Below are 12,616 nucleotides of genomic sequence, written 5' to 3' on the forward strand. Positions count from 1 at the left end.
CGCGGCCGCACCCAGGGCGACGAGGAGACAACGCACGGCTGCGTGCGTTCGCCTGCGTGCAGTGCTCCAGCCGCGCCGCAGGGCGCTTGGTGCCGTTGGCGCGCAAGCCCACGGCTACACTGCCGCCCATGCAAGCAGTTCAAGCCCCCATCGTCATCCTCATCTCCGGCCGCGGCACCAATATGCAGGCCATCGTGCGCGCGTGCACGGCCGAAGCCTGGCCGGCGCGGGTGGCTGCCGTCATCAGCAACCGACCGGATGCCGCTGGACTGGGCTTCGCGCGCGAGCTGGGCATTGCCACACACGTGGTCGATCATTGCCAGGCGTCGAACCGCGAGGCCTTCGACGCCGCGCTGGCCGCATGCATCGATGCTTACGCACCGAAGGCGGTGGCGCTGGCCGGTTTCATGCGCGTGCTCACGCCCGGCTTTGTGCGCCGATATGCCGGCCGCCTGATCAACATCCATCCCTCGCTCTTGCCCGCGTTCGCGGGCCTGGGCACGCACCGGCGCGCGCTCGATGCCGGGGTGAAGTGGCACGGCGCCACGGTGCACCTGGTCACGCCCGATGTGGACCATGGCCCTATCGTCGCCCAGGCCGTCGTGCCCGTGCTGGACGGCGACACCGAAGAATCCCTGGCCGCGCGCGTGCTGGACCAGGAGCACCGCATCTATCCCGCAGCGGTGCGTGCCCTGGTGGAAGGACGCTTGCAGGTCCAGGGCCTGCATGTGCGGGTGCTGCCCGCGCCGTGCGCCCAGCCCCGGCAGGAGGCGGTATGAAGCGCCGCGTTCTGGTCAGTACTGCGCGCGAGTTGTTGCGCATCGTGTTGCGCTTCGACCTGCCGGCCGATGTCGTCATCTCGCGCTATTTCCGCGCCCATCCCCAGCTCGGCCAGCGCGATCGCCATGTCCTGGCCGAGAGCATCTACCAGATCGTGCGCAATCTGCGCCTCTACCGCCACCTGGCGCAAGGCGCAAGCGGCGCGCAGGACTTGCACCTGCTCGTGCTCGGCTGGCAGGGCGACGCGCATGGTCAGCTCGACGAGGCCTTTCCAGCCGAGCTGCTGGCTTGGCGCGAGGGGATTCTCAGGTTCGATTTGTCCACCTTGCCGCCTGAATTGCGCTACAGCCAGCCAGACTGGATGGCGCAGGCGCTGCAGGCCCGTGGCGACCTGGACGGCGGTGAATTCGAGGCCTTGGCCCAAAGCCTGCTGCAGCCGGCTCCGCTGGATTTGCGCGTCAACCTGCTCAAGACCACGCGCGAGGCAGCGTTGGCCGAACTGCGCAGCCTGGGCATCGCCTCCGAAACCATGCGTTATTCGCCCTGGGGCTTGCGTGTGCAGGGCAAGCCGGCGCTCAACCGCTCGACCCTGTTCACCGAAGGCGCGATCGAAGTGCAGGACGAAGGCAGCCAGTTGCTGGCGCTGCTGCTCGCACCCCGGCGCGGCGAGATGGTGGCTGACTTCTGCGCCGGCGCCGGCGGCAAGACCCTGGCGTTGGGCGCGATGATGCGCAACACCGGCCGGCTCTATGCCTTCGACGTGGCCGAGCACCGCCTCGACAAACTGCGCCCGCGCCTGGCGCGCAGCGGCCTGTCGAACGTGTATCCGGTGGTCATTGCCCATGAGCGCGACGACCGCATCCAGCGCCTGGCCGGGAAACTCGACCGCGTGCTGGTGGACGCTCCCTGCACCGGCACGGGAACCCTGCGCCGCAACCCCGACTTGAAATGGCGCCTGAACGAAGCCGACGTGTCCAAGCTGGCGGCGCAGCAGGCGTCCATCCTGAAATCGGCGGCCACGCTGCTCAAACCCGGCGGGCGCCTGGTCTATGCCACCTGCAGCCTGTTGCCGGCCGAGAATTGGAAGATCGTGGCGCAATTCCTGCGTGAGCGGGCCGACTTCACGCTCCACAATGCAGCCGAAACGCTGGCCCACCAGCAAGTGAGCTTCGAGCCGGCAACGGACAACCTGATGCTGGAATTGCTCCCCCACCGGCACGGTACCGACGGCTTTTTTGCCGCGGTGATGCAACGCGCTTGAACCCCGGCCGCGTGCGCTGCCAACCATCGGCCGCCATGCTGGCATTGCGGCGCGGTTTCGCACCGGAGCGCCGCTCGGTTCAGGCGCATGGCCTTGTTCCGTGACGGGTCAGTCTGGGCTCTAAAATAGAAAGATCGGATAACGGCGCGCGCAGCTTCATCTCGCGAGTCCGTGTCGCAGCTTTGTGAGCCGACCCTCACGTTTGAAGTCTTACGGATCGCAAGAACAATGTTGAATGGTTTCCTGAACTGGGCGGGGCATGGCGTGTTGCATGCAAGCGCCTGGCAGATCGTGCTCTACACCCTGGTGGTGACCCACATCACCATCATCGCCGTCACCGTGTTCCTGCACCGCTCGCAGGCCCACCGCGCCCTGGAACTGCACCCGGCGGTGATGCATTTCTTCCGCCTCTGGCTCTGGCTCACCACCGGCATGGTGACCAAGGAATGGGTCGCCATCCACCGCAAGCACCACGCCAAATGCGAAACCGTGGACGACCCGCACAGCCCCGTCGCACGCGGCATTTCCACCGTGCTGTTGCGCGGCTCGGAGTTGTACCGGGCCGAGTCGAAAAACCAGGAAACCCTGGCCAAATTCGGCCGTGGCACGCCCGACGACTGGCTGGAGCGCAACGTCTATTCGCGCTTTGTCTGGCAAGGCGTGGGCATCACCCTCATTGCCAACGTCCTCATGTTCGGCGCCATCGGCGGCACCATCTGGGCGGTGCAGATGCTGTGGATTCCGATCTGGGCCGCGGGCGTCATCAACGGCCTCGGCCACTGGTGGGGTTACCGCAATTACGCCAGCCGCGACAACAGCCACAACGTCTTCCCCTGGGGCATCCTCATCGGTGGCGAGGAACTGCACAACAACCACCACACCTATCCGACCTCGGCCAAACTCTCGCTCAAATGGTGGGAGTTCGACATCGGCTGGGCCTATATCCGCCTGCTCTCCTGGTTCGGCCTGGCCAAGGCACGCAAGCTGCCGCCCCAGGCGAAAATCGGCGCGCTGCAGCCGCATGTGGATCTGGCGCTGGTGCAGACCGTCATCACCAACCGTTACGACCTGATGGCACGCTACGCCCGCGAGATCAAGCGCGCGATGCACGCCGAACTGCTGCGTGCCCAGGCCGGTATCCGCTCGCAGGGCGCAGGTTCGCGCGGGCAATGGGCGGCGCTGCGCGCCGCGCGCAAACTCGTCACGCGCGAACGCGAGACCCTGGATGCGAAGTCGCTTGCGGTGGTCGACGCCGCTGCACAGAACAGCCCGGTGATCGACAAGCTCTTGCGCATGCGCGAAGACCTCAAGGCCGTTTGGGAGCAGTCCTCGGCCTCTGCCGAGCAAGTGCGCCTGCACCTGCAGGACTGGTGCCAGCGCGCCGAGCAAAGCGGCATTGCGGCGCTGCAGAACATGTCGCTACGTCTGCGCAGCTATCAGGTTTGATCTTGTCCCTGATGTGATGCAGGGCTGGCGACACAGCGCGTTTTGCCGGGAGCCAGGCGCCACGACCGGCGCGCCGTTCACGGCGCCTGTTACTGCAATTGTTGCTGCAACACCTTGAGGATGTTCTGCGCGGACTGCTGGCTGCCGGCGCCGGCCTTCACCGCCTGCACGGTGACTTGTGATACCGAGCCCGCGGGCTGCACCAGGATGCGGAAGTCCTCGGGCTTGACCACGGTCTTGTCGCCACCGAACAGCTTGCTGAGGAAACCGCCTTTGTTCTCCTCGGCCTTCAAGGCCTGCGCCGGATTGACGTAACGAATGTCATACGCGCCAGCCGTGCGATTGCGGTCGGTCACCGTGAAGCCGGCCGTGTTGATGGCCAGCCCCACCTTGCGCCAGGCTTCGTCGAAGCCGTCCTGCACCTGCAGGACGCGCCCGTTGTCGATCAGGCTGGCATGCAGGGCTGTTGCGGGAGTCGTCACGTCAGCCACGGCGGCCTTGGCCTGGGCTTCATTCATGCCCAGGCGCACCATGAGTTTGCGCAGGAACACGGTGTCCAGTGTCGGGTCGGGCGTGCCGGGCTGCCAGGTGGTCTGGGTCTTGTCCTGGTTGGTGTAGACCTCCACCATGGTCTGGTGGGTGATGAAAATCTCGGTGCCCTTGCCATCCGGCGTGCGTTCGAACACCGTGCGGAAGCGGTCGCGCTCGCCGGTGTCGTACATGCTGTCGAACACCTTGCCGAGGTATTTGCGAATGAAATCTTGCGGCAGCTTGGCGCGGTTCTCGGCCCAGTCGGTTTCCATCTCGCCGGTGGTCGCATCGGCCTTGGTGAGGTAGAAGCCGTTTTGCTGCCAGAACTCCTTCACCGTATCCCACAGTTTGTCGGGCGGTGTATCCACCACCAGCCAGCGCTGGCCGCCGGCCTGCTCGATGCGCATGCCGGGGTACTGCGGCAGCACGGCATTGCTCTGGACGACTTGCGCTTGCTGCGTGGTGACGTTCTGGTAGGCCAGGGCGCTCACCGGTCCGGTCTTGGTGCCGCCCTCGGGCATGGTGTAGCGTTGCTCGCGCGCCAGTTGCGTGAGGTCGGGCGGCACCACGAGGTCGGGGCCGGCTTTGGCGCTTTCGTAATCGACACTCTTGCCCGTGACGACGGTGTTGAGCGAGGAACAGCCACCTAGCGAGGCCAGGGCCAGGGCGAGAGCGGACAAATGCAGGACAGGGGTGCGACGCATGGTGGACGTTTCAGTGGTGGACGGGGATGCCCAGGTCGGCCAAGGCAGCACGAAGGGCATCTTGATGGCTGGACAGCGGCGTGAGCGGCAGGCGCAAGCTGCCACCCATTTTTCCCATGGCGGCGAGTGCCCACTTGACGGGAATGGGGTTGGGTTCGATGAACAGCAAACGGTTCAGTTCCATGAGCTTGAAGTGCAGTTGCGCCGCCTCGCTGGCATGGCCGGCGATGGCGGCCATGCACAACGCGTGCATCGACCGCGGGGCGACGTTGGCGGTGACGCTGACGTTGCCCTGGCCGCCCAGCAGCATGAGCGCCACGGCGGTGGGGTCGTCGCCCGAGTACACGGCAAAGCCTTGGGGGCGCCTGCGCAGGATTTGCAGCGCACGGTCGATATTGCCGGTGGCTTCCTTGATGCCGACGATGTTCGGCACCTCGGCCAGGCGCAGCACGGTCTCGGCCAGCATGTCGGCGACGGTGCGGCCGGGCACGTTGTACAGCACCATGGGGATGTCCACGGCTTCGGCGATGGCGCGGAAGTGGCGGTAGATGCCTTCCTGCGTCGGCTTGTTGTAGTAGGGCACGACCTGCAGCGTGCAGTCGGCGCCGACGTCCTTGCAGAAGCGCGTCAGCTCGATGGCCTCGGCCGTGGAATTGGCCCCGGCCCCGGCCATGATGGGCACGCGCCCCGCGGCGTGTTCGACCGCCACGCGGATGATGTCGCGCTGCTCTTTCACGCTGACCGTGGGCGATTCGCCGGTGGTGCCGACCACGCCGATGCAATCGGTGCCTTCGGCGATGTGCCAGTCGATGAGCTTGCGCAGGGCGTCGAAATCGACGCTGCCGTCATCACCCATGGGTGTGACCAGGGCCACGATACTGCCGGTGATTGGGTTCATGCGGGGTTCATGCCACGCTGGAGATGAAGCCTACAGATTGTACTTGGCGGGAAGCGCCGCAGTGCCTGCCGCGGCGTGGTGCGGGGGCGCGGGCTCGCGCACCGCGCACACCCGCTGGATGAAGGCGGGTTTGGGCGCATCGACATAGCCGTCCTCATAGGCCACCACACGCAGCGCAGGGCGCACCAGGTCCAGCAACTCGCCGGGGCGCAGCAGGAAGTCCGGGTTGCTGGGTTTGCCCACGCTGGCATTGCCGAGTGCGAAGGTCTCATAGATGAGCACACCCCCCGGAGCCACGGCCGCCACGATCTGCGGCAGCAGCGCACGCCACAGGTAGTTGGCGACGATCACGCCGCCGAAGGTCTGCGTCGCATAGGGCCAGTCACCCGCTTCCAGGTCCGCCACACGGACCTGGGCGATGGCACGCAGCGGCGCCACGGCCTGGGCATCGCGATCCACCGCGTGCACCGCATGGCCGCGCTCGGCCAGCAGGCGCACATGGCGGCCACTGCCGCAGGCCACGTCGAGCACCGAGGCGGCGGGTGCGATGAGCGGGGCAAAGCGCAGCACCCAGGGCGAAGGCGCGAGTTGCGCGTGTCGTGCATCGGCTGCGTCGAGGCCAGGATGGTGGGAAGGCGGAGTCATGGGTGTGCGGCGCGGGAAGTGAGTCGCGACATTCAAGCAGAATCGGCCCGGCCCGGGTTTGCCGCCCACCAACCTCCACCAACCCAAGTCGGGCAAGCCGCCAGGCGTGGCTCTTAGAATTCCGGCGCTTGAAGTCATCAAGACAGGCTCGGCTTGGTCTTGTCAAGTCTTGTTAACGTCTTTTCAGCCGGCCCCTCGCTGCTGAATTTTTGGGCAGGCCCGAGCCGAGCCGCATGGAATCAAGGTTTTCGGCTTCCGGCCTGGTGCTCTATCCCCATCAGGTGGGGATAAGTTTTTGCGCCAACGCAACCGGCAGGGCCAGCCGGACACCCCTGACGCTTGTCCACAATGTCCTCGTCTTATCCACAATCCCCATGGCAACCCGAACCCCTCCGGTCTACAGCGAAGCCTCCATCCGCGTGCTCAAGGGCCTGGAGCCGGTGCAGCAGCGGCCGGGCATGTACACCTCCACGGTCAACCCGCTGCACGTCATCCAGGAGGTCATCGACAACAGCGCCGATGAAGCCCTGGCGGGCCATGCCCGACACATCACACTGACGCAGCATGCGGACGGCAGCACCAGCGTGCAGGACGACGGCCGCGGCATTCCCATCGGCCTGCATCCCGAGGAGGGCGTGCCGGTGGTGGAACTGGTCTTCACCCGGCTGCATGCCGGTGGCAAGTTCGACAAACTCGACGCCGGTGCCGCCTACCGCTTCTCCGGCGGCCTCCACGGCGTGGGCGTGAGCGTGACCAATGCGCTGGCCACCCGCCTTGAAGTCGAAGTGCACCGCGACGGCCAGGCGGCCACGCTCGCCTTTGCCCACGGCGCCCCGGTCGAGCCCCTGCAGACGCGGCCGCTGACGCGCGGTGAATGGAAGACCGGTACCCGCGTGCGGACGTGGCCGGACGCCAAGTATTTCGACGGCGTGCAGTTGCCCCAGGCCGAACTGCTGCACCTGCTGCGCAGCAAGGCCGTACTGCTGCCGGGCCTGGAGGTGAGTCTGCTGCAGGAGAAGACCGGCGAGACGCAGACCTGGCGTTTTGATGAAGGCCTGCGCGGCTATCTGCACGAGGCCCTGGGCGACACGCCGGTGCTGGTCGAGTTCGAAGGCGAAGGCCACGCCGGCAGCCAGACCGAAGGCTTCGCGGCAGGCGAGGGCGCGGCCTGGTGCGTGGCGTTCAGCAGCGAAGGCAATGTGCTGCGCGAGTCCTACGTCAACCTCATTCCCACGCCTGCCGGCGGCACGCATGAGTCGGGCTTGCGCGAAGGGCTGTTCCAGGCGGTGAAGGGTTTCATCGAACTGCATGCGCTCTGCCCCAAGGGCGTGAAGCTGCTGCCGGAAGACGTGTTCTCGCGCGCTTCCTTCGTGCTCTCGGCCAAGGTGCTGGACCCGCAGTTCCAGGGCCAGATGAAAGAGCGCCTGAACAGCCGCGATGCGGTGCGCCTGGTGTCCGGCTTCGTGCGCCCGGCGCTGGAGCTGTGGATGAGCCAGCATGTCGAGCAGGGCAAGGCGCTTGCGGAGCTGGTGATTGCCCAGGCGCAGAGCCGCCAGCGCGCGGCGCAGAAAGTGGAGAAGCGCAAGGGCTCGGGCATGGCCGTGCTGCCGGGCAAACTGACCGATTGCGAAAGCCGCGACGTGGCGCGCAACGAGGTGTTCCTGGTGGAGGGCGACTCGGCCGGAGGCTCGGCCAAGATGGGGCGCGACAAGCAATTCCAGGCGGTGCTGCCGCTGCGCGGCAAGGTGCTCAACGCCTGGGAGGTGGAGCGCGACCGGCTGTTCGCCAATCAGGAAATTCACGACATCGCCGTGGCCATCGGGCTCGATCCGCATGGGCCGAACGACGTCGTCGATTTCGCCCAGCTGCGCTACGGCAAGGTCTGCATCCTGAGCGACGCCGACGTGGACGGCTCGCACATCCAGGTGCTGCTGCTCACACTGTTCTTCCGCCACTTTCCGCAACTCGTCGCCCGTCGCCACGTGCATGTGGCGCGGCCGCCGCTGTTCCGCGTGGACGCACCGGCGCGTGGCAAAAAACCGGCAACCAAGCTGTATGCGCTGGACGAAGGCGAGCTCACCGCCATCCTCGACCGCCTGCGCAAGGACGGCGTGCGCGAAGGCGCCTGGAGCGTGTCGCGCTTCAAGGGCCTGGGCGAGATGAGCGCCGAACAACTTTGGGAAACAACCCTCAACCCCGACACCCGCCGCCTCATGCCCGTGCACCTCGGCCAGGTCGGCGAGACCGCTACCACCGAGCTGTTCGTGCAGCTCATGGGCAAGGGCGAAGCCCAGGCCCGGCGCAACCTGATGGAGGCCTATGGCGACCAGATCGAGGTGGATGTTTAGGGCAGGCGCTGCGCGCCCGAATGCGCAGCGCCCACCGCTCGATCTTCGTCTTGCTTTATGTGTTTTTCTTCGCGTCCTTCGCGGTCCCACGCTTGCTGTTTTCATCCCCGCCTCATGACCACACCCGCCGACCCCACGCCTGATCTGTTCTCGACCCCGCCTGCCGAGCCGCCCACACCCCTGGACGTGGCTGACGACGACAACCCCTCGCTGGCCGACTACGCGCGTCAGGCCTATCTCGACTACGCCATCTCCGTGGTCAAGGGCCGCGCCCTGCCGGACGTTTGCGACGGCTTGAAGCCCGTGCAGCGCCGCTTGCTGTACGCGATGGACCGCATGGGCCTGGCCTCGGGCGCCAAACCGGTGAAGTCCGCCCGCGTGGTGGGCGACGTGCTCGGCAAGTTCCACCCACACAGCGACCAGGCCGCCTACGACGCCCTGGTGCGTCTGACGCAGGACTTCGCCCAGCGCTACCCGCTGATCGACGGCCAGGGCAACTTCGGCAGCCGCGACGGCGACGGCGCCGCCGCCATGCGCTACACCGAGGCGCGGCTCACGCCCATCGCCCGGCTGCTGCTCGACGAAGTGGACATGGGCACGGTGGACTTCGTGCCCAACTACGACGGCTCCACCATCGAGCCGCGCCTGCTGCCGGCGCGCCTGCCTTTCGTTCTGCTCAACGGCGCCAGCGGCATTGCCGTGGGCCTGGCCACCGAAATTCCGGCGCACAACCTGCGCGAAGTGGCGGCGGCCTGCGTCGCCGTGCTGCGCAAGCCCGGCCTCACGCTGGACGAACTGCAGAGCATCGTGCCGGGGCCGGACTTCGCCACCGCCGGGCAGATCATCAGCAGCCCGCAAGACATCCGCGAGGCCTACGCCAGCGGGCGTGGCAGCCTCAAGGTGCGCGCGCGCTGGACCGTTGAGGAACTGGCGCGCGGGCAATGGCAACTCATCGTCACCGAGCTGCCGCCCGGCGCCAGCGCGCAGCGCGTGCTGCAGGAGATCGAGGAACTCACCGACCCCAAGCCCAAGGCCGGCAAGAAGGCCATCAGCACGGAGCAGCAACAGCTCAAGCAGACCGTGCTGGCCGTGCTCGACGGCGTGCGCGACGAGTCCGGGCGCGACGCCGCCGTGCGCCTGGTGTTCGAGCCGAAGAGTTCGCGCGTGCCGGTGGACGAACTGGTCAGCGTGCTGCTCTCCACCACCAGCCTGGAGCAGAGCGTGCCGCTCAATCTGGTGGTGGTGGGGGCGGACGGCAAGCCGCGGCAAAAAAGCCTGCTCGACATCCTGCGCGAATGGACCGCTTTCCGCCAGGCCACAGTGCGCCGCCGCAGTCGCCACCGGCTGGAGCAGGTGCAGGAGCGCCTGCATATTCTCGAAGGCCGGCGCATCGTCCTGCTGAACATCGACGAGGTCATTCGCATCATCCGCGAAAGCGACGAGCCCAAGGCCGCACTGATGCAGCGCTTCGACTTGAGCGAGCGCCAGGCCGACGACATTCTCGACATCCGCCTGCGCCAACTCGCGCGGCTCGAGGCCATCAAGATCGAGCAGGAGATCGACAAACTCACGGCGGAACAGGGCGAGTTGCAAACCCTGCTGGCCGACGACCGGGCGCTGACACGCAAGGTCATCAAGGAGATCGAGGCCGATGCCAGGCAGTTCGGCGATGCCCGCCGCACCTTGATTCAGGCCGAGAGCCGGGCCACGCTGGACGTGCGCGTGCCGGATGAACCCGTCACCGCCATCGTCTCGCAAATGGGCTGGCTGCGCACGCAAAAGGGCCACGGCCTGGAGCTTGCCAACCTCGGCTTCAAGCCGGGCGACGCCTTGCTCGCCACTTTCGAGTGTCGCAGCACCGGCACCCTCTGGGTGCTGGGCAGCGATGGCCGCGCCTACAGCATCGGCATCGCGCAATTGCCTGGCGGCCGTGGCGATGGCCAACCCGTCACCAGCTGCATCGACCTGGCTTCGGGCACCACGCCCGCGCACTACTGGGCCGGCGCCGCCGACACGCCGCTGCTGCTCGCCAGCAGCGCCGGCTACGGCTTGATCGCCCCGGCCGAAAGCCTGAACAGCCGGCAGAAGGCCGGCAAAACCTTCCTCGCCATCGAAGCCGGCGAAACCCTGTTGCCGCCGCAAGCCCTGCGCATGGCCCGTGGCGAAGCGGGCGTCGTGGTGGCGGCCGAGCGCATCGCCGTGCTCGCAAGCAGCGGGCGTTTGTTGATCTTCGGCGTGGACGAATTGCGCCAACTGCCGCGCGGCGGTCGCGGCGTCACGTTGATGGCGCTGGAGTCGAAGGAAACCGTGCTGGCCGCCGTCGCCCTGCTGCCCGGCGCCGCGTTGGACATCCTGGGAACCGGCCGTGGCGGCACGCCCAAAACCCAGACCCTGCAGGCGCGCGCGCAGCAGGGTTACGCCGGCAAGCGCGCCCGCAAGGGCAAGTCCGTTGCGGGGCCGGGCTTCAAACCCGCCGGCCTGCGGGTGGTGTGAACACCGCGCAGCGCGAAACGGAGCGTGAGGCCGGCGGGCATCAATCCACTTCGGCAATCAACTCGATTTCCACCGCAGCGCCCAGCGGAATCTGCGCCACGCCGAAGGCGCTGCGCGCATGCTGGCCCTTGGCACCGAACACCCGGCCGAGCAGTTCCGACGCGCCGTTGATGACCAGATGCTGCTCGGTGAAGCCGGGCACCGAGTTCACCAGGCCCATGAGCTTGACGATGCGGCGTATGCGCCCCAGATCGCCGGTGGCGGCCTGCAGCGTGCCCATCAGGTCGATGGCCACGAGATGCGCCGCTTCGCGCCCCTGCGCCGTGGTGAGTTCCCGCCCGAGCTGACCGGCCCAGACCGCACCGTTTTGCTTGCTGATGTGGCCCGAGAGAAACAGCAGATTCCCGGTCTGCACGAAAGGCACATAGGCGGCCGCCGGGGTTACGGCTTGCGGCAGGGTGATGCCGAGTTGTTGCAGCGTGGCGGAGATGGAGTCGGACATGATGGCGGGGTTCCGGATGTGAAAGGAGTGGAATTTGCAAGCTGGTGAAAGCTGATTCAGGCACTGCTCAAGGCCAGAAACACGGGCGATGGCGCCAAGCCGTAAGCATAAGCAGGGAGCAGGCGACAAGGCTGTGCATGGGCCGCGCCAAGTTGTGCTGGTGTGATGCCAAGCATGCGGTGCGCCAGTGCAGACGCAGTTCTTGCTTTGCTCTGATGCGCCCCATTCTGTCGCACCTCTGCCGAACAATCGCTCCAATCGCAAATGGAGACGGTTCATGTCCGACGTCCTCGACGAAAACCACGAGTTTTTCGAAACGGCACGCTTGGTGCCGCCCATCGTCAAGCTCTGGATGCTGCGCCATGCCATACACAATGTGCTACGGGAGTTGATGCGTCGTGGCTACGACGCAGATCTCGGCGAGGATGATGAGCTATCTGGTGGCGACGGTATTTGACTATCCCGACGTTCGCACCTACGCCGTGCATCGCATGCACAGCGCGGCGGTGCTGGATCAACACGCCCAGCCGCCGGAAGCCTTCGATCTGGATGCCTACATCGCCTCGGGTGCCATGCAGTTTGGCGCGGGAAGATCCATCCGCCTCAAGGCCCGCATCGCGGAGTCGCTGGCGCAGGTGCTGCGCGAAACGCCGCTGGCTGCGGATCAAGCCATCGGCAGCACGCGCCTTGGGTTCTGCACCTTGCGGCCACCGTGCAGGACACCTGGCAGCTGCGCTGGTGGCTGCTCAGTCATGCCGATCAGGCCGTGGTCATCGCCCCCAAGAGCTTGCAGCGGGACCTGGCCTTGCGCATCGCCGAAGCTGCGGAGCTGTACGGCGTCTGATCCGGGCGCGCGACACCTGCCGCAGGGCCGCTGCGGCCTGTTCCGCCGAGGAGGCTTTCGCTGCGGGCGGTGCGGAAGGTCCGGGCGGTCTGGGCGCGGTCTTTGGTCTGCGCGCAGCACCCGGTTCCTGGCGGTCACGCGCGGGGACGTGCCCTGGAACTTTT

General features: G+C 66.7%; 10 protein-coding genes and 1 pseudogene. 7 read left to right on the forward strand and 4 right to left on the reverse strand.

Annotated elements, in window-relative coordinates; genetic code table 11:
- Window positions 1-128 precede the first annotated feature (128 nt).
- The 3 genes from purN (at window position 129) to THIX_RS07800 (ending at window position 3,487) form a co-directional block, all read left to right on the forward strand.
- Window positions 129-779 (forward strand): phosphoribosylglycinamide formyltransferase, encoded by a 651-nt coding sequence (gene purN / locus THIX_RS07790; protein WP_112485778.1) that lies wholly within the window; start codon window positions 129-131, stop codon window positions 777-779.
- On the forward strand, window positions 776-2,041 hold the full coding sequence (locus THIX_RS07795) for an RsmB/NOP family class I SAM-dependent RNA methyltransferase (RefSeq protein WP_112485779.1): 1,266 nt from the start codon (window positions 776-778) through the stop codon (window positions 2,039-2,041). Before purN ends, THIX_RS07795 begins: the two co-directional genes overlap by 4 nt.
- Before the next feature lie 228 nt (window positions 2,042-2,269).
- Entirely contained in the window at window positions 2,270-3,487 is a 1,218-nt protein-coding gene (locus THIX_RS07800) for a fatty acid desaturase (protein ID WP_112485780.1), read from the forward strand.
- 89 nt (window positions 3,488-3,576) lie between these two features.
- Here THIX_RS07800 and bamC read toward each other — a convergent pair whose 3' ends face one another.
- From bamC to THIX_RS07815, 3 genes are read right to left on the reverse strand one after another with little or no spacing between them, the layout of a single operon-like run.
- Window positions 3,577-4,722 (reverse strand): outer membrane protein assembly factor BamC, encoded by a 1,146-nt coding sequence (gene bamC, locus THIX_RS07805; RefSeq protein ID WP_112488249.1) that lies wholly within the window; start codon window positions 4,720-4,722, stop codon window positions 3,577-3,579.
- Between the two features lie 10 nt (window positions 4,723-4,732).
- A complete protein-coding gene (gene dapA, locus THIX_RS07810; RefSeq protein ID WP_112485781.1) occupies window positions 4,733-5,620 on the reverse strand; it encodes a 4-hydroxy-tetrahydrodipicolinate synthase in 888 nt (295 codons plus the stop codon).
- Window positions 5,621-5,650: 30 nt separating this feature from the next.
- On the reverse strand, window positions 5,651-6,265 hold the full coding sequence (locus THIX_RS07815; protein ID WP_112485782.1) for a bifunctional 2-polyprenyl-6-hydroxyphenol methylase/3-demethylubiquinol 3-O-methyltransferase UbiG: 615 nt from the start codon (window positions 6,263-6,265) through the stop codon (window positions 5,651-5,653).
- 374 nt (window positions 6,266-6,639) lie between these two features.
- Between THIX_RS07815 and THIX_RS07820 the strand changes: the two genes are divergently transcribed.
- Together THIX_RS07820 and parC are read left to right on the forward strand one after the other, a co-directional pair.
- Window positions 6,640-8,613, forward strand: a complete 1,974-nt coding sequence (locus THIX_RS07820; protein ID WP_112485783.1) for a DNA topoisomerase IV subunit B — start codon at window positions 6,640-6,642, stop codon at window positions 8,611-8,613.
- 114 nt (window positions 8,614-8,727) lie between these two features.
- Window positions 8,728-11,106, forward strand: coding sequence for a DNA topoisomerase IV subunit A (parC, locus tag THIX_RS07825; protein WP_112485784.1), 2,379 nt, complete (start codon window positions 8,728-8,730; stop codon window positions 11,104-11,106).
- Window positions 11,107-11,146: 40 nt separating this feature from the next.
- On the opposite strand, the gene THIX_RS07830 is transcribed toward parC, so the two are convergent.
- On the reverse strand, window positions 11,147-11,608 hold the full coding sequence (locus THIX_RS07830; protein ID WP_112485785.1) for a RidA family protein: 462 nt from the start codon (window positions 11,606-11,608) through the stop codon (window positions 11,147-11,149).
- Between the two features lie 277 nt (window positions 11,609-11,885).
- On the opposite strand from THIX_RS07830, the gene THIX_RS07835 reads away from it, so the two are divergent.
- Both THIX_RS07835 and THIX_RS24570 read left to right on the forward strand, forming a co-directional pair.
- On the forward strand, window positions 11,886-12,065 hold the full coding sequence (locus THIX_RS07835) for a hypothetical protein (RefSeq protein WP_112485786.1): 180 nt from the start codon (window positions 11,886-11,888) through the stop codon (window positions 12,063-12,065).
- 34 nt (window positions 12,066-12,099) lie between these two features.
- Window positions 12,100-12,452, forward strand: a pseudogene (locus THIX_RS24570) (WYL domain-containing protein).
- The last annotated feature ends 164 nt before the right edge of the window (window positions 12,453-12,616 follow it).

It is taken from the genome of Thiomonas sp. X19, from assembly GCF_900089495.1.
Lineage (GTDB): Bacteria > Pseudomonadota > Gammaproteobacteria > Burkholderiales > Burkholderiaceae_C > Thiomonas_A.